At 59.3% G+C, this 17,116-nt stretch carries 19 protein-coding genes; 14 read left to right on the top strand and 5 right to left on the bottom strand.

The annotated features are described in order from the left end of the window. The first annotated feature begins 18 nt into the window (after window positions 1-18). The 4 genes from ACPYOP_RS20160 to ACPYOP_RS20145 are packed head-to-tail and all read left to right on the top strand — an operon-like array spanning window position 19 to window position 2,258. On the top strand, window positions 19-549 hold the full coding sequence (locus tag ACPYOP_RS20160) for a phage tail protein (protein WP_481412114.1): 531 nt from the start codon (window positions 19-21) through the stop codon (window positions 547-549). Window positions 550-585: 36 nt separating this feature from the next. Beyond that, window positions 586-1,122: a phage tail protein gene (locus ACPYOP_RS20155; protein ID WP_481412113.1), complete on the top strand. Its 537-nt coding sequence runs from the start codon at window positions 586-588 to the stop codon at window positions 1,120-1,122. Window positions 1,123-1,140: 18 nt separating this feature from the next. Continuing rightward, window positions 1,141-1,674 (top strand): phage tail protein, encoded by a 534-nt coding sequence (locus ACPYOP_RS20150; protein ID WP_481412112.1) that lies wholly within the window; start codon window positions 1,141-1,143, stop codon window positions 1,672-1,674. A gap of 11 nt (window positions 1,675-1,685) precedes the next feature. Further along, window positions 1,686-2,258, top strand: a complete 573-nt coding sequence (locus tag ACPYOP_RS20145) for an N-acetyltransferase family protein (RefSeq protein ID WP_481412111.1) — start codon at window positions 1,686-1,688, stop codon at window positions 2,256-2,258. On the opposite strand, the gene ACPYOP_RS20140 is transcribed toward ACPYOP_RS20145, so the two are convergent. Next, complete coding sequence (locus ACPYOP_RS20140; protein WP_481412110.1) at window positions 2,251-2,544, bottom strand: DUF6916 family protein; 294 nt, start codon at window positions 2,542-2,544, stop codon at window positions 2,251-2,253. The genes ACPYOP_RS20145 and ACPYOP_RS20140 overlap by 8 nt on opposite strands. Window positions 2,545-2,861: 317 nt before the next feature. Here ACPYOP_RS20140 and ACPYOP_RS20135 point away from each other — a divergent pair, with 317 nt between their 5' ends. Then, a complete protein-coding gene (locus tag ACPYOP_RS20135) occupies window positions 2,862-3,848 on the top strand; it encodes a GlxA family transcriptional regulator (protein WP_481412109.1) in 987 nt (328 codons plus the stop codon). A 49-nt stretch (window positions 3,849-3,897) separates the two neighbouring features. Beyond that, window positions 3,898-4,245, top strand: coding sequence for a DUF488 domain-containing protein (locus tag ACPYOP_RS20130; protein WP_481412157.1), 348 nt, complete (start codon window positions 3,898-3,900; stop codon window positions 4,243-4,245). Window positions 4,246-4,269: 24 nt separating this feature from the next. Here the strand turns inward: ACPYOP_RS20130 and ACPYOP_RS20125 are convergent, their stop codons facing one another. Together ACPYOP_RS20125 and ACPYOP_RS20120 are read right to left on the bottom strand one after the other, a co-directional pair. Continuing rightward, window positions 4,270-5,391: an HPP family protein gene (locus ACPYOP_RS20125; protein ID WP_481412108.1), complete on the bottom strand. Its 1,122-nt coding sequence runs from the start codon at window positions 5,389-5,391 to the stop codon at window positions 4,270-4,272. A 51-nt stretch (window positions 5,392-5,442) separates the two neighbouring features. Then, the gene (locus ACPYOP_RS20120; protein WP_481412107.1) at window positions 5,443-6,348 is read right to left on the bottom strand and encodes a LysR family transcriptional regulator; all 906 of its coding nucleotides are present in this window, start codon (window positions 6,346-6,348) and stop codon (window positions 5,443-5,445) included. A gap of 177 nt (window positions 6,349-6,525) precedes the next feature. Between ACPYOP_RS20120 and ACPYOP_RS20115 the strand changes: the two genes are divergently transcribed. The 4 genes from ACPYOP_RS20115 to ACPYOP_RS20100 all read left to right on the top strand — a co-directional run bounded on the left by ACPYOP_RS20115 (window position 6,526) and on the right by ACPYOP_RS20100 (window position 8,849). Further along, a complete protein-coding gene (locus tag ACPYOP_RS20115) occupies window positions 6,526-7,146 on the top strand; it encodes a 5-formyltetrahydrofolate cyclo-ligase (RefSeq protein WP_481412106.1) in 621 nt (206 codons plus the stop codon). A gap of 279 nt (window positions 7,147-7,425) precedes the next feature. Next, window positions 7,426-7,740, top strand: coding sequence for a hypothetical protein (locus ACPYOP_RS20110; RefSeq protein WP_481412105.1), 315 nt, complete (start codon window positions 7,426-7,428; stop codon window positions 7,738-7,740). 462 nt (window positions 7,741-8,202) lie between these two features. Further along, window positions 8,203-8,454 carry an AbrB/MazE/SpoVT family DNA-binding domain-containing protein gene (locus ACPYOP_RS20105; protein WP_481412104.1) on the top strand — a complete coding sequence of 84 codons (252 nt, stop codon included), beginning with the start codon at window positions 8,203-8,205 and terminating at the stop codon, window positions 8,452-8,454. Further along, window positions 8,451-8,849, top strand: a complete 399-nt coding sequence (locus tag ACPYOP_RS20100; RefSeq protein WP_481412103.1) for a type II toxin-antitoxin system VapC family toxin — start codon at window positions 8,451-8,453, stop codon at window positions 8,847-8,849. The genes ACPYOP_RS20105 and ACPYOP_RS20100 overlap by 4 nt, the downstream gene beginning before the upstream one ends. Window positions 8,850-9,211: 362 nt before the next feature. Here ACPYOP_RS20100 and ACPYOP_RS20095 read toward each other — a convergent pair whose 3' ends face one another. Both ACPYOP_RS20095 and ACPYOP_RS20090 read right to left on the bottom strand, forming a co-directional pair. After that, on the bottom strand, window positions 9,212-10,132 hold the full coding sequence (locus ACPYOP_RS20095; RefSeq protein ID WP_481412102.1) for a dihydrodipicolinate synthase family protein: 921 nt from the start codon (window positions 10,130-10,132) through the stop codon (window positions 9,212-9,214). Window positions 10,133-10,219: 87 nt separating this feature from the next. Next, a complete protein-coding gene (locus ACPYOP_RS20090; RefSeq protein WP_481412156.1) occupies window positions 10,220-10,933 on the bottom strand; it encodes a FadR/GntR family transcriptional regulator in 714 nt (237 codons plus the stop codon). 212 nt (window positions 10,934-11,145) lie between these two features. Between ACPYOP_RS20090 and ACPYOP_RS20085 the strand changes: the two genes are divergently transcribed. The 4 genes from ACPYOP_RS20085 (at window position 11,146) to ACPYOP_RS20070 (ending at window position 17,025) form a co-directional block, all read left to right on the top strand. Beyond that, window positions 11,146-13,092, top strand: a complete 1,947-nt coding sequence (locus tag ACPYOP_RS20085; protein ID WP_481412101.1) for an ABC transporter substrate-binding protein — start codon at window positions 11,146-11,148, stop codon at window positions 13,090-13,092. An 86-nt stretch (window positions 13,093-13,178) separates the two neighbouring features. Next, window positions 13,179-14,165 (top strand): ABC transporter permease, encoded by a 987-nt coding sequence (locus tag ACPYOP_RS20080; RefSeq protein ID WP_481412100.1) that lies wholly within the window; start codon window positions 13,179-13,181, stop codon window positions 14,163-14,165. Window positions 14,166-14,174: 9 nt separating this feature from the next. Continuing rightward, window positions 14,175-15,296, top strand: coding sequence for an ABC transporter permease (locus tag ACPYOP_RS20075; RefSeq protein ID WP_481412099.1), 1,122 nt, complete (start codon window positions 14,175-14,177; stop codon window positions 15,294-15,296). Between the two features lie 7 nt (window positions 15,297-15,303). Then, the gene (locus ACPYOP_RS20070) at window positions 15,304-17,025 is read left to right on the top strand and encodes an ABC transporter ATP-binding protein (RefSeq protein WP_481412097.1); all 1,722 of its coding nucleotides are present in this window, start codon (window positions 15,304-15,306) and stop codon (window positions 17,023-17,025) included. The last annotated feature ends 91 nt before the right edge of the window (window positions 17,026-17,116 follow it).

Here is a 17,116-nt window from a genome sequence, read left to right as displayed (position 1 = left end):
AATATGCAGAGGTTTGGTATGTCGGAATTCTTTCTCGGCCAGATCATGCTTACGGGTTTTCCGTTCGCGCCAAGAGGCTTTGCCCTGTGCGACGGTCAATTCCTCGATATTGCCCAGAACCAGAACCTGTTCAGGTTATTGGGAACGATTTATGGCGGCGACGGAAAGACGACGTTCGCTCTGCCCAATCTGCAAAGCCGCACGCCGGTCGGATTTGGGTCATCCTACGATGCCGCATGGCAGCCGACGCCTTATGCGATCGGCGCAACCGGCGGCGTTGAAAGTGTGACTTTGCTGGATCAGCAATTGCCTGAGCACATTCATCTGGCGACGGGAACGACCAGCGACGGCACCGCGCGGAGCCCGAGCAATGGGCTTTATGGAACCAACAGCGCCAATATCTACGGCGCATCCAGTGGCGACCAGGTCACATTGTCGAGCCAGACTGTAACGGCGGTCGGCAATGGCCAGCCCCACGACAACATGCAGCCTTACGACGTGATCAATTATTGCATAGCGCTGTCGGGTGTCGTTCCGTCCAGCAGCTGATCGCCTTTTATCCACTCACCGCTTGGAGGATCAACGATGAGTACACCCTTTGTTGGAGAAATCCGGTTGTTTGGTTTTCACCGAGTGCCCAGTGGGTGGCTGCCCTGCGACAATTCCCTGCAACCTATTTCCCAATATGACAAGTTGTTCACGCTTATTGGGACGACGTATGGCGGCGATGGAATAACCACCTTTGCGACCCCCAATCTTTCCGGGCGTGTGCCGATACATCAGGGCACCGGACCAAGCCTGTCGACCTATGTGATCGGCCAATCCGCCGGCAGCGAGAACATCACGCTTCTGCCCACGCAAATACCGTCCCACACGCATCCATATCTTGCCACCACTGGCTCAGCGGACGGCACATCGATAGGCTCGTCGGTCGAGCTCGCCGCGCTGAGCGGAGATACGATGTATGCCACGGACATAAGTGGAGCCACTCCGATCACAACATCACAGACGGCAACGCAGTCAACCGGATCGACGATCATGCATGACAATACGATGCCGACGCTGACGGTACAGTATTGCATCGCAGGGGACGGTATCTTTCCCTCACCGAACCACGCCTAAGCCATCAAGGACGTTGCTATGACACAACCTTTCATCGGCGAGATCCAACTGTTCGGTTTCGACTTTGCGCCTTCCGGCTGGGCATCGTGTAACGGCTCACTGCTCACGATCCAACAAAACAACCAGCTTTTTTCCCTGATCAGCACCCAATATGGCGGCGATGGTATGCACACGTTCCGGCTGCCCAACTTTGCCAATCGTGCAGGCTGCAACCAGGGGCAAGGTTTCGGCCTGACGCAACGCATCGCCGGCAACACCTTTGGCAGCAACGACATAACGCTGACCCAGGCGGAAATGCCGGCGCACACGCACTCCCTGACCCTCTATAATCAAGGCGACACATCCAAGCGTGCCGCCTCGCCGAGTACCGGCGATGCGCTCAGCCTGCCGGATTTGAGCAGTCCGTTTCTCCCCAATGCCCAACCGAACACGCAGTTTGCACCGAACGTCATCGGAATTGCGGGCGGGGGCCAGCCCCATGAAAACCGTCAGCCTTATCTCGCGGTCAACTTCTGCATCGCGCTAAGCGGCGTCTATCCCACCTTCGATTGATGATAGCTGCAGTGATAGGTTTGCTGCCAGAGTTTCCGGCCCGAACAAGCCGCCATCAGCTCTCAGTTCCAGCTTGCATCCTGCGTCCTGCAACCCTGGAGGACCTTTCATTTCTGCGCCAGCTCTATCGGTCGTTCCGGGAGAATGAACTGGCCCGGACACCGTGGTCGCAGGACGACAGACACGCATTTCTCGACCAGCAGTTTGACCTTCAACATCGTTATTACATCGCAGCCTTTCCGCAAACCGCGTTCCTGATCATCGAAAAGGACGGCATTGCCATCGGCCGTCTCTACATCGATCTCGAGGCGGACATCTGGCATATTGTCGATATTGGCTTGCTACCCGAATGGCGTGGTCAGGGCTTGGGCTCCGCGACGCTGAAAGCCATTCAAGATTCGGTAACGGCAGGAAACAGCCTGGGAATCGTCCTGCATGTTGATCGAAACAACAGGCGCGCGCACGGCCTCTATCAGGCCCTAGGCTTCACGGAGGTCGAAAGCACCGATACCCACATCGGCATGGAATGGCGCTCGCATCAGCTCCCGTTGAAATCGACGCCTCAATCGTCAGGCATCAATTGAAGATTGCCTGATAGATGATCCCGTCCTTATCTCTGGCGACGGGAACCAGGAATATGTCGAGAATTCCAAGCGTGGCGTTGTTCAGCCTGTAAATCTGCTGCGGCAGCAGGATCTTTGACATGCTGCGGAACAGCAATGAAAACGGCGCTCGCATCATTCCCTTGATACCCCGTTCAGGCAGAGGTCGCGCCTCGGTCAGCGTCAGAACAAGAGCGCCTCCCCCCATATCGATTTCGAATCCTTCCCCGACACAGCGGGCGAAATGATCCAGAGTAACAATCCTCATCCCAACCCCAACTGCTCGTTTGCGTGTTGCTCGCAGAGGCCATGCTTGAAGCATTTAACCGAAGTCTATCAAGACATTGCGGAGAAGCAAGCAGCCGGCCATCTCTTGCAAAACGGCATCGACAATCACGGTCAGGCGCGTCCCATATTCGAGGGGGGCGCGTCGAGGCCGACATCGGACACTTCGGGGGCATCAAGCTGAGCGTTAGAGGATGGACGCGCGTCATTGGTCACAACACCGATCTTCGTCGACGATCGGAATCCCTTGGCGTATGGTTTCCAGATCAAATAGAAGGGCTTGGACAGGCGAGGCATTTGATGAAATCCGGCAAGCAAGAATTGAAGCATGGTCCCTTGAAGGTCGGATTTATTCTCGCGCGGTCGTTTACCCTTTCCGCCTTCGCGCTGTTTATCGATACGCTGAGACTGGCAAGCGACGAGGCTGATAAATCCGGCAGGGTCATGGCCGACTGGCAGGTGTTGGGCAGTACCCGGCATCTCATCACCTCCAGCTGCGGTGTTCAGGTCGCGCCGACATCGGACTTTATCGCCCCGCTTGAATTCGACTATATCGTCGTCGTCGGTGGGCTTTTGAACACGGACATCACGATCGACAATCAGACCGCCGATTATCTGAAGAAGGCCGCGGCTCAAAAAATCCCGCTGATCGGCGTTTGCACCGGCACCTTCATTCTGGCGCGGCTCGGCCTGATGAAAACGCACCAGACCTGCGTCAGCTGGCTGCATTATCAGGCTTATCGAGAGCAGTTCCCCGATAATCCGGTTCGTTCCGACCGCCTGTTCAATCTCGATCGCAGCCGCGGATCGTGCGCCGGCGGCAGCAGCGCGGCCGATATGGCCGCTTTCCTTGTCAGACGGCATATCAGCAGGGACGCTGAACGCAACGCTCTGGAAGTGCTGCAAATCGAGCGGGCGCGATCCGGGCTGGATATCCAGCCGCGCAAGCCGCTCGCCATCGAATGCCAGGACCCGCGTCTGAAAGCGGTGCTCATCACCATGGAAAGCCATATCGAAGACGTCGTGCCGACGGAGCATCTTGCCGCATCCGTTGGCCTGTCCCGGCGACAACTCGAGCGCCTGTTCCTGGAGGAAATGAAGACCTCTCCCGGAGCCGTCTATACGCGCATTCGCATGGAACGCGCCAAGCAGCTGGTTCTTCAGACACAGGCGCCGCTCATTGAAATTGCACTTGAAGTGGGTTTTGACAGTGCGTCGCACTTTGCCAGGTTGTTCCGACGGCTATTTGGGCAATCACCGACGGAGCTACGCCGCGCGCAGGCGTGAAATGCCTGTGCAGTCTCGCGACGACATATGCTGAAGACGGAGATCCGATATATCCGTGCGCATCAAGCGAATTTATGAACCCGCGGACGACCGTGACGGCAAACGTATCCTTGTCGACCGATTGTGGCCGCGCGGTATCGCCAAGAACGATGCCCATATCGACAGCTGGCTGAAGGACGTCGCGCCAAGCGCCGAGTTGCGGCGATGGTTCGGTCACGATCCGAACAAATGGGACGAGTTTCGCCGTCGCTACCGGGATGAGCTCAAAAAGAACGCGGAAGCGGTGGAAAAGCTTAAAAACCAGATCGGGCAATCGGAGGCGACGCTTATTTATGGTGCGAAGGACAGCGAGCACAATCACGCCATCGTGCTCAGGGATTTCATCACCAGGCAGTAGAATCGGGCAGCATTCGCACGCGAATCAGGCGACAACCGATGCCGGGGTATCGCTCATCGGCAGAAGCCGTGCCATGGCACTCAGAAGATCCGTCTGCGATATCAGGCCAAGGATGCGCCAGTCGGCATCGACGACGATGACCGCATGCGTCCGTCCGTCCGTCAGAACAGGCAACAGCGACAAGGCGGGATCGGCGGCATCGGCCACGGCCGGTTTCGATACGACGCTCACGATGGTGTCAGAGCTGCCCGAGAGTTCGCGCAGGCCGACCGTGCCGATCAGACGACCCTCGCGGTCCCTCACCGGCAAGGTGCGGATATTGTGCTTCAAGAGAAGATGTCGTGCGTGATCCGGCTCTTCATCCTCGCCAATGGCGATGACATCGCGCGACATGATGTCGGCGCAGCTTATGTCTCCATGCGACCGCACCGCCGCTTGCAATTCGACCTGCCGCAACAGGCGGCTGAGGTCTGCCCGATCGATATCGAAGGTCTCGTCGAACACGCCCAGGGCGGCATCGACGTCGTCCTCGCGAAAGCCGACGCGCAAGGGCGGCGGCAGATCGCGTGTCTGATGGGTGTTCTCGGCCGGCTTTGCAACCACATGCGGGTAGTTGCGCCTGGAGAGCTTGTGAAACGCCAGACCGAGGCCGACGAGTATGCAGGAATTCAAGCAGACCGGCACGAAGGGAAACAGGAAACCCCAGCCCGCGACGACCGGTCCGCCGAGAACGGCGGTCAAGGCGGCAGCACCACCGGGCGGATGCAGGCATCGGGTAAACGACATCGCCCCGATCGCAAGCGAGACGCCGACGCCGATCGCGATGATCGGATCACGGATGAAATAGGCCGCGATGATACCCATCATCGCCGAAATAGTATTGCCGCCGATGATCGACCACGGCTGGGCGAGCTGGCTTGCCGGAACCGCGAAAAGCAGCACCGCAGACGCCCCCATCGGGGCGACGATGAGCGGAAGCTGCGGCCCCTGCCCGAAAAGATAGCCACTGATGACCCCAGTCAGACCGATACCGATCAAGGCGCCAAGACACGCGATCAGCCGTTCGCGTAAGGTCGCTCCGGCAAGGATCGGCGAAAACAGGCGAAACCGGCTAGATCCCGCCTTGGGGGACTTTGGATGCTGCATATGAAACCAGTTTTTCGGAAGGATATTTCGTGGCTGGGCGACGGGATAGGGTTAGTTCGGCACCAGCCGCGGACCCTTGCCCCTGGTGGCGCTGAGGACCTCATGAAACGCATTGAACGCGCTCGGGCGATCATTTTTGCGGGAGATCAGGATCGTGTCGACCGTGGCGAGTTGGTGCGTCGCCGACGTCATCGGCCAGTGCATGAGGTCAAGGACCGATTTCGGCATGACACCGGCCGCATTGCCGGTCGCCACGCTTGCCAGGATGGCGTGGTAGGAGCCGAGTTCGGTCGTTGGCAAAGTGCTCGACTTGCGCGCCCAACCTTCCGCAATCCGCCGATAAGTGCATCCGGGTTCCAGGGCGGCGATCGATCCGACCCGCAGGTCGGCGGCCGATCGGATTGATGGATGCCCGGATGGCAAGACGAGCAAGAGATCCTCGACAAATACCGGTTCGGCCTCGAGTTGCGTGAGATCGGCCTCAAAACTCGCATCGTCATCCAACATCGCTTTTGGCGGCAAGGCAATCAGCGCACAGTCCAGTACGTCGTTCAGAACATCTCGGGCAAGGTCACGGGAGGAGCCAAGGGTCAGTTGGAGCGATACATCCGGCCACATGTGATTGAATTGGCTGAGCGCCGCGGGCAGCCGGCTCGCCGCCGTGCTTTCCATCGTTCCCAAGCGCAATGTGCCCGATGGAGGCTGGGGCCTGACCGCCTGACGCGCTTCGAGCGCCAGCGCGGCAAGTCGATTGGCATAGAGCTGAAACGTCTCGCCTTCTTTCGTCAGCGTCATCTTCTTGCCGTCGCGGCTGAAGAGCAAGACGCCTAGATCGTCCTCCAGCTGCCGGATGCGTGTGGTCACGTTCGATGGCACGCGCCCGACGGCTTTCGCAGCCTTCGTCACGCTGCGAGCACCGGCGACGGCCAAAAATATCTCGATCGATGAAAGGTCCAATGAAAAGATCTCGATTCAGGAATTAAGCTGCCCTATCATTCCCTATACAAAAATCATTCTCGCAGCTCAAGCATGTTTCGATATCGAGCGTTAGGACGGAGCGTTAAAGAGCGGATGGCAAAATCAGATCGAAATCAAGCGGATGAAGAACCTCGCGAATACGCATCCCCCGCCTGCATGCTGCACGAAGCCGACCCGGTCTATAGCGGCATTCCGTCCAACGAGAGCCGGGTCTTAGATATTTTCGCGTGGCGAAAAGTGCAGCGGCAAAGGCTGATCGACGACAGGAAGGCCCTGCCATTCGCAGAACGCCAGGAATATACGCGCTCGATCGCGACCTATCTCGATCAGGTCGTCGCTGATATCGCCGGCAAACATATCAGCCTGTTTTGGCCGTTCCTCGGAGAGCCGGACCTTAGAGGATGGATGGCGACTTCAACGGCCCGTGGCGCGGTTTGCCTGTTGCCGGTGGTCGTCGCCAAGGCGAAACCCTTGATATTCCGGTCATGGAAGATGGGGGAGCGGCTTCAACGCGGCGTATGGAACATTCCCGTGCCGGCAAAAGGCAGGCAAACCGTTCCAGATATCGTCATAGCGCCGCTCGTCGGCTTCGATCCACATTGCTTCCGTCTTGGTTATGGAGGCGGATTTTTCGACAGAACCCTCGCCGCCCTCGATCGCAAGCCGCTGATCATCGGCGTCGGCTTCGAATCGCAACGGATCGAGACCATTCATCCGCTTCATAACGACATTCCGATGGATGTGATTATCACCCAAAACGGACCATGCTATCGATGATCTCTCGGGGCCACTCCGTCTCGATCCGGAAAGCGTCATGGACTTGAGCTTCAAAAACTGTCGATCCCGATACCGATCCCGCCCTCGTCAACCAATGCTCCTTTATCTGGCGAAGCTTGAGCCCGTCGATCCCAGGAGAGTGCTGAACAGTACAGCAGATCGCCGCCCAAACAGGCAATCATTCATGCCGGCATGGCGTTTTATCCGGCCGGATCGCCATCTGCATTCATTGGCACGTGAATTGCGTCTCCATGATCGACCCATTGGAAGACGATCATCATGCTGCCTATTCTTCTACCGCTGCTTTTGAGCATTTCCCTCGGTTTGAGCTGGAACAGGTTCCTGCTCACATTTACGAGCCAGGGTGACGGTCTGCAAAACCAGATGCCGGTCACGATGGTCGCCGCCGCCGTCAGCCTGTCCGCCCTTGCATTGTCCATCGCCGACAAGGGGCTATTGCTGGGGGGCGCTATCATCCTGCTCGGCCTGATGCTAGCGGCCATCAGCAAAAGCCTCTCCCAACCAGTCGTCATCGTGGCGCTTTCGGCAATCAGCCTTGCAGCCTATCTGCAGTTTACGGTGCACGCGCCCTAACCACGACCGTCGTCACGAAGCGCAGACAGGAATATAAGTGCTGAGGCCGTTACACCGGACAAATGAGTTTGTATTGGGGGACCGCAAAGCCGATGGGACCGCTTCAATATGATTAAATTGCCGCCTGTCATTGCGCTTTGCCAATAAGCTTCTGCTAGAGCACGTCCACTTCACTTGGCGACATATGCGCATGCCGCGAAGTTCGCCGACAGTGTCCCATAGTGACTCTAGCCGTTCGTTCTGCTCTGTCGCGCAAAATGGCTTTTAGCTTGATCAAAACAGCTTGGGCATTGTCGTCGCCGCTTCTGCTTGGAGATTGCCGCTCAGATTTCTAGGTCGATAAAAAGCGTCCTCCGCCCGCACGCGGTCCAGCCGACTGACACGACCATATTCTGATTCGGCTTGCTGGTAATGTGGATTTCAATTACCATATGGATGGATCTTACGAAGGAGAAAATTCCTATGACGTCTCTAGCTGTAACGATGAAAGGTCAGGTCACGCTCAAGCGGGATTTGCTGCAGCACCTAGGCATCAAACCCGGAGAGCGGATCGAATTCGACAAGCTCCCGGGCGGTGAGCTTCGAGTAAAGGCGGCCCGGCCAACCGGGACTATAGATAAATTCATCGGGCGGCATGCTGGCAAGATCAAAAAGCCGCTGACGATCGGAGAAATGAATGAGATTGCCGCCTCTGGCTGGGCAGGAGAAGAATGAAGATATCCGTCGATACGAATATCTTAGTTCGGGCTGTTTTGCAGGACGACGCAAAGCAGGCGGAGACTGCCGGCAAACTTCTGAAGGAGGCGTCATTAATCGCCGTTTCCTTGCCGTGCCTATGTGAGCTCGTTTGGATACTGCGCCGTGGCGCTAAGTTGTCAAAAGAAGATATAGCCGCGACAATCCGTGATTTGCTGGACGCGGGCAATGTCGTGATGAACCGTCCCGCGGTGGAGGCCGGGCTTGCGATCCTCGAAGCTGGCGGTGACTTTGCCGATGGGATCATGGCCTATGAGGGTAATTGGTTGGGCGGCGAAACCTTTGTCTCGTTTGATAAGCAAGCGGTCGAATTGGTGACGCAGCAAGGACAGCCAGCACGGCTCGTGTCGTGACCATTGGCTCGTCGCTCCATATTTCGACGATGGGACATTGCTGCGCGTTCTGGCCGATCAGGCGGCCCTGAGTATCGAACATCTATCTCATTCGACCCAATGTCGCACCCACGAGAAGAGTGCAGGCCACGGCGGACTACAAGAATTCAAGACCCTTTTTCAACTTAGGCCCGGCATCGCCGATACCCGCGTGGCTGCCGATTTTAGGCGGACACCCGCCTCTAGCGTCGATCTGAAGAGGAGGATAGGAGCGTTGTGGCATCAGGCACCCGTCCCATATGTCGTTTTGGGCGCCGAAGCTCGATCTTTCGGCGGCGTCACGTTGGGTTCCCGACGAAATTCGCAGATATCGACGCCGCGCGTCAGCCGGCAGAAAGCTCGCCTGCATCCCGCCAGGCACGAAGCAGGGCAAACAATTCCTCGCGATCCTTCTGATCAAGGCATGGCAATCCCGGAACACGAACGGGGCCGACATTCAGGCCGGAGAAAGTGACCGCTTCCTTGACGACCGTGACATTGGCACCGTTGCGAAACTTCGTGCGCATGCGCTCGAATGGCTCGAGCTTGTTGACGATGGCGCGGGCAGCGGCGAAGTCTCCCTTCGCCAAGGCCGCGAGAACGGCAAGCGACAGCTTTGGTGCGACGTTGACGAGGCCGGAGGTGAAGCCGCGTGCGTCGGCGGCGGCAAATGCCGGAGCCCAGCTTTCGGCCAGGCCACAGACGAACAGTGCGCCATTCGGATCGGCAGCGGCGATCGCCCGCGAAAGCAGCATCAGGTCCGTCGTCGCGAACTTGATGCCGGCAATGTTGCCGTGGCCTGCCAGACGAACCATGTCATCGACGCTGAAGCCTTCGGCACGGACATAGGCCACAAGCGGCAGGGGCGAGGCCTCCGCCAGATCGCGGAAATAGTCGATCTGCGCGGCAGGGGCGGCGAAAGGATCTACCGGTTGATGCGACATGACGGCAGAGGCGCCGATCGAAGCGGCATCCCTGGCCATGCCGATTGCCTCGCGTAGGGAACGGCCGATTGCGGCCGTCACCGGTGCCTTGCCGTCGACGCCCTTTATCGCGGCTTCGTGGACGCGGCGGATTTCCTCCGGCGTCAGCGCATAGAACTCGCCGGTATTGCCTGCCGCGACGATGTTGTGAATGCCGGCTGCGGCCACGCGCTGGTAGACCTTGGCGGTCACCTGCGGCTCTACATTGCCATTTGCATCATAGGCCGTGACCGGAACGCCGGATACGCCGGTCAGCGCCTGCCGCATGGTTTCAATGCTCATCTTCCTACCTTACCCTTCATCACCCATCGAGGCGAAAACAAGGACGCTTAAAGAAGCCTTCACCTCGCTTGAGCCTCGTTCAATTCCCTAAACGCCCTGGAACATGCGGGCGCGCGCATTCAGTATGTGCCGCTTCATCGCATCGTGCGCTTCGGTCTCCTGCCGCGCGAAGATCGCCTGCACGATGACAGCATGCTCGTCCTGAACGCTGCGGATCTGCTCCGGCGTCCGCTTGAGACTGAGGCTGCGGGTCACCGAGTGACCGATGGCGAAGTGCGGCCTGAACAATTCGCGGACGGTGATATGGAACTGGTTGCCGGTGGCGATCGCAATCGCATCGTGCAGCTCCTGGTCCTCTTCCGCGCCGAGCCGTCCCTCGCCAAGACATTGTTCGATCTTTTGAAGCGCCGCCGTGATCCGCTCCTTGTCATCAGGCTGCCAGTTGTGCGCCGCAAGCTCGGCCGCTTCCGCTTCGAGCCCGGCGCGAAATTCGAAGAAGCGCTGGACGTCGGCGAGCGATCCCACCGGCACCATTTTCAGGACCGAGGAATCCGGCTTTTGGCGCACATAGGAACCGGACCCCTTGCGCGAGACGATCAAGCCGTCGGCGCGCAGCCGTTCGAGGGCGTCGCGCACGACAGGCCGTGACGCGCCGAACATCTCGGCGAGCTTGGCTTCCGCCGGCAGTCTTTCGTTCACCGGAAACTGCCCGTCCGCGATCATGCCGACGATCCTCTCATAGATGATGTCGCCGAAGCGCGTCGCGCCCGCACCGGAATCGTTGGCGACAGAGAGTTTCATCATCGTCCTTTGTGAATGCCGGCCAGCGGCGGGCATAGCGCATTTCCTGCGCGACAGAGCTACTAAATCTGTAAAAATCTGTCAACTCTTGTAATTATCTGAGAACGTAATATGGTCTCGACGCGGCGCCAGAGGGGTGCAATGGCGACGGGTTGGGAGCTTGTCGTATCGGCTCAGGGAAAACCCGGCCGAGATCAAAACGGGAGGAATCGATGCGCGATGAAACAGTGTCCCGCGGCGTGAGCAGGCGTGCCGTCCTCGGAGGCATGGCGGGAATGGCAGCCCTGTCTCTGGCCGGCCGTCTCAACGCTGCCGATGCAGGTGGCGAGGCGCCCGCCCTGGCTGCACTGGTCAAGGACGGCAAGCTGCCGCCGCTGGCCGACCGGCTGCCGAAAAAGCCCATGGTGGTCACGCCTTACGAAAAGGTCGGCACGTATGGCGGGACGTTGCGGCGGGGCCTGCGCGGCTCCTCCGACCACAACGGTATCCTGCGCATGGTGGGCAACCAAAGCCTGGTGCGCTGGAACCTCGAATTCACCCAGGTGTTGCCGAACCTCGCCGAGCGCTGGGACGTCAATGCCGATGCCTCCCAGTTCACCTTCTATCTCATCCAGGGCGCGCGCTGGTCGGACGGCCATCCGTTCACCGCAGACGACGTCGTCTTCGCTATCGAGGACTGCGTCAAGAATACCGATCTCTATAGCGCAGCACCCGCGCAGCTTTCGGTCGCCGGCAAGGCCGTCGATGTCACGAAGATCGACGACTACACGGTGAAATTCACCTTCGCGGCGCCGAACGCGCTTTATCTGGAAAACCTCGCAACCCCGCTTGGCCAGCATCCGACGCTGTTTCCCAAGCACTATTGCAGCCAGTTCCTGCCGAAATACAATCCGAACGTTGCCGAGGATGCCAAGAAGGCAGGCGCCAACAGCTGGCCCGAATTTTTCCGCGCGCGCTGCGGCGACATCGAGATCCCCTCGCGCTGGGGCAATCCGGACAAGCCGACGCTCGATCCCTGGGTCGTCAAGGAGCCCTATACCGGCGGTGCCACCCGCGTCGTCATGACCCGCAACCCCTACTTCTGGCAGGTCGATACATCAGGCAACCAGCTTCCCTATGTCGACGAGATCAATTTCGGCATTTCGCAGGATGTGGAATCGCTGATGCTGAACGTCATCTCCGGCAAGATCGATATTCAGGAACGCCATATCAGCGTGCTTGCTAACAAGCCGACGCTGTCGCAGAACATGAAGAAGGGTGACTATCGTCTTCTAACTCTTGTCCCTTCGACCTCGCAGCAATGCCAGATCTACTTCAATATCACCCACAAAGATCCGGCCATGCGCAAGATGTTTGCCGACAAATCGGTCCGGCAGGCGCTCTCGCTCGGAATCAACCGGCAGGAAATCATCGACATCGTCTACTTCGGCCAGAGCCAGCCCTACCAGGCCGGGCCGCGACCGGAGCATCCCTGGTACAATGAAAAATACGCGCGGCAATTCACCGGCTACGATCCCGACAAGGCCGGCGCCATGCTCGATCAGGCCGGCTACGGCAAGAAGGATGCGAACGGCTTCCGTCTGAGGCCGGACGGCCAGAAGGTCTTCTTCGCCATCGACGTCATTCCGACCCTCTATCCCGATCTGGTCGACGCTCTCGAACTGGTGAAGGCACATTGGGCGCAGATCGGCGTCGACATGAAAGTCAACACGATCGAGCGCGCGCTCTATTACACCCGCGGTGATGACAATGCCCATGACGCCCAGGTCTGGCCGGGGCCAGGCGGCCTCGATCCCATGCTCGATCCGCGTGATTTCTTCGCCTTCCATCCGCAGGGCTCGCGCTACGCCATTCCGTGGACGGTCTGGTACACATCGAACGGCAAGAAGGGCGAAGAGCCGCCGGAAAGCCAGAAGAAGCGCATGAAGCTCTTCGACGAGGCCCGCTCGACGGCCGATCTCGACAAGCGCGGCGCCGTCATGAAGCAGATCTTCGACATCGCCGCCGAAGAGTTTGAAACCGTTGGGCTTTGCCTTGGCGTCGGCGGCTTTGGGATCATCCGCAACAATTTGCACAATGTGCCGGAAAAACAGCCGGACAGCTGGTCATGGCCCAATCCGGGGCCGGCCATGCCGCAGCAATTCTTCTTCACCAGCTGATGACACGAATTTGGCGCCGCCTTGTATGGGCGGCGCTTTCCTTCATGCCGAGCTGCTTGCTGCAGCACCCACTGCGAGAAATAGCCATGCTGGTCTTCATCGGTAAACGCCTTTTATGGATGATCCCATCCCTTTTCGCCATCAGCTTCCTCGCCTTCGTGCTGATCCAGCTGCCCCCAGGCGACTATGTGACGACCTATATCGCCACGCTCGCTTCCTCGAACGAGGTGGTCGATCAGAACACCGCCGCGCAGCTGCGCGAACGCTTCGGCCTCGACCAACCGATGCTCATCCAATATCTGAAATGGATCTGGAACATCGTCACGCGCGGCGATTTCGGCATCTCCTTCGAATGGCAACAACCGGTCTCAGGCCTGATTTGGGAGCGCATGGCGCTGACCCTCGTGCTGGCGCTTGCGACCCTCATCGCCACCTGGGCGATCGCATTGCCGATCGGGGTCTATTCCGCCGTCAAGAAATATTCGATCGGCGATTATCTCTTTACCGCCTTCACCTTCCTTGGCCTCGCCATCCCGTCCTTCCTGCTCGCTCTGGTGCTGATGTATGTTGCGGCGGTGGAGTTCGGCCAGGATGTCGGCGGTCTGTTCTCTTCCGAATTCGAGACCGCGCCCTGGAGCATCGCCAAGATGCTGAACCTGCTCGCGCATATCTGGCTTCCCGTCATCATTCTCGCCGTCTCATCGACAGCAAGCCTCATCCGCGTCATGCGCGCCAACATGCTTGACGAGCTGCCCAAACCCTATGTGACGACCGCCCGCGCCAAAGGCCTTTCGGAGTTCCGGCTGCTGGTCAAATATCCGCTGCGCATCGCGCTCAATCCCTTCATCTCGACCATTGCCTGGCTGCTGCCCAACCTGATCTCGGGGTCGGTCGTCGTGGCGATCGTTCTTAACCTGCCGACGGCGGCACCGCTGCTGCTCCAGGCGCTGATGGCGCAGGACATGTATCTTGCCGGTGCCTTCATACTGCTGATCTGCGCGTTGACGCTGATCGGGTCACTCATCAGCGACATCCTGCTTGCCCTCGTCGATCCCCGCATCCGGTTGGAATAGGAGCAGCCCATGGCCGATATTGCCGTTACAAATCTCCGCCCCGACCGCGCCGCGGTCGCCTCACAATGGCAGCTGATCTGGTGGGCCTTCCGCCGCCACAAGCTCGCCATGGTCGCCCTCGTCGTCACCGTGATGATGTATATCGTTGCGATCGTGCCGGGCTTCTTTGCCATCAACGATCCCTATCAGCAAAATGCGCGGGCGACTTTCCATCCGCCGCAGCGCGTGCATTTCATCGATACCGGGAACGGTTTCTCCATAGGGCTGCACTATTATCCGCTGAAGCTCACGCGCGATCCGGAAACACTGGCGGCGATCTTCAAGGAAGATACGACCAAACGGGTTTCCGTGACCCTCTTCGGGCGCGGCTATGAATATTCCGTGCTCGGGCTTTTCACGAGCAACATCCATCTGCTGGCATCCTCGGACAAGTCGACGCCCCTTCTTCTGTTCGGGGCGGATCGGCTCGGTCGCGACGTCTTCAGCCGTACCGTTCAGGGCGCGCAGATCTCGCTGTCGATCGGTCTCGTCGGCGTGTTCTTTTCGCTTCTGCTCGGCATCGTTCTCGGAGGGATTTCAGGCTATTACGGCGGCAAGCTCGACTTTTTCATCCAACGCCTGATCGATTTCGTGCTGTCGCTGCCGACCATTCCCATCTGGCTCGCCATGGCGGCCGCCCTGCCGCAAGGCTGGCCGGCGGCACTTCAATATATGATGATCACGATCATCCTGTCATTGACCGGCTGGGCGCAGCTTGCCCGCGTCGTGCGCGGTCGCTTCCTGTCGCTGCGAACGGAAGAATTCGTTGACGCTGCCAGGCTCGATGGCGCCAGTGAGGGGCGCATCATCTTCCGCCATATGCTGCCGAGTTTTGCGAGCCATATCATCGCGTCCATCACGCTTGCGGTGCCGGCGATGATCCTGGCAGAGACCTCCCTTTCCTTCCTCGGACTGGGTCTGCAGCCGCCGACCATCTCCTGGGGCGTGCTGCTGCGCGAGGCACAGAACATCCGCTCGATCGCAACGGCCCCATGGCTGTTCCTGCCAGGTGTCGCCGTCGTCATTGCCGTCATGGCTCTGAACCTTCTCGGCGATGGCCTGCGCGACGCGGCCGATCCCTACAACAAATGAGGCCGGCATGATCGATATCGTTTCCATGAGCAATGCCCGCCCGCTGCTGCAGGTCAAGAACCTGACTGTCGACTTCCCTTTGCGAACGGGCACGTTTCGCGCGGTCGACAATCTCTCCTTCGCCATCGAACCTGGAAAGACGCTTTGCGTCGTCGGAGAGAGCGGCTCGGGCAAATCCGTGACCGCACGCTCGATCCTGCAGATCGTCGATGCCCCCGGCCGCATCACCAGCGGTTCGATTCTCCTCAATGGGGCCGGCGGCAGTTCGGTCGATCTCGTCAAGCTCAATCCGCGCGGCCGTCAGATCAGATCGATCCGCGGGCGCGACATTGCCATGATCTTCCAGGAGCCGATGGCCTCGCTCTCGCCGGTCCACACCGTCGGCGACCAGATCATGGAAGCACTTCGCCTTCACACGAAGATGAGCAAGGCGGAGGCGCGTGCCGAGGCGATTTCGCTTCTGAAGCAGGTGGAAATCCCCTCCCCGGAAAAGGCCGTGGACCGCTACGCTTTTCAATATTCGGGCGGCATGCGCCAGCGCGCCATGATTGCCATGGCGCTTGCCTGCAAACCGCAGCTTCTGATCGCCGACGAGCCGACGACGGCGCTTGACGTAACGACCCAAGCAGAAATCCTCGACCTCATCGCCCGGCTGCAGAAGGCCAATGGCATGGCGGTGCTGTTCATCACCCACGACATGGGCGTGGTCGCCCAGATCGCTGATGACGTGCTCGTCATGCATAACGGCGTCGTTAAGGAATACGGGCCGGTCGAGCAGATCTTCCATACGCCGAAGGACGATTATACCCGCATGCTGATCGGCTCGGTTCTGAAGCTCGAAAGGAAGGCCGAAATCCGCCTTGCCCGGCCGCCGCTCGACAGATCCGCTGCGCCGATCCTCGAATTGCGCAATGTGTCTATGGCCTTTGGCGAGGTCCGCGCCCTCAACGATGTCTCGATCTCGCTTCTGCCGCGCGAAACGCTTGGCATCGTCGGCGAGAGCGGATCGGGCAAAACGACGATGGGCCGCTCGATCATGCGCCTTATCGATCCGACTGCCGGGGAAATCCTCTATCGCCGCGCGGATGGCGATGTCACGGATCTGGCAAGCGCCAAGGGAACGGCTTTGGCGGCAGCGCGCCGCGAACTGCGCATGGTGTTCCAGGACCCGTTCGGCTCGCTCAATCCGCGCATGACCGTCTCACAGATCATCGGTGAACCATTGCTCGTCAACGGCATCGCCAAAGGCCGGGCGCTCGACGAACGCGTCTGCCATTTGATGGAGCAAGTCGGCCTCGATCCAAGGACGCGCGAGCGCTATCCGCATGCCTTTTCCGGCGGCCAGCGCCAGCGTATCGGCATTGCGCGTGCGATCACCCTCAATCCGCGTGTCATCGTTGCCGACGAGGCGACGTCGGCTCTCGATGTCTCCGTGCGCTCGCAGGTGCTTGATCTCTTGATGAGCCTGCAGGATGAACTTGGCCTTGCCTACATCTTCATCAGCCATGACATCGGCGTTATCCGCTACATGTGCGATCGCGTCGGCGTCATGTACAAGGGGCGGCTGGTTGAGGTCGGCGATGCCGACAAGGTCTGCAATTCACCCGAACATGCCTATACGCAGGCGCTGATCTCAGCGATCCCGCGCCCCGATCCCCGCGATCGGGATCGCTCGCGACGCTTCCGCTATGTCGAGCCTGAGACCGTGAAGAACGGCAGTGCCGCGTGAGGGGCTACCTCGACATTGCCCCGGCACCCATTCGCCACGGATCCGCCGTCGGCTCGGCACGGCGGCGATTTCCCAACCTGCGGCATCTCCC

This window comes from Rhizobium sp. KNZ2-6A, assembly GCF_056755475.1.
The sequence above is the reverse complement of the archived record's forward strand: the minus strand, read 5'-3'. Positions and strand labels throughout refer to the sequence as shown.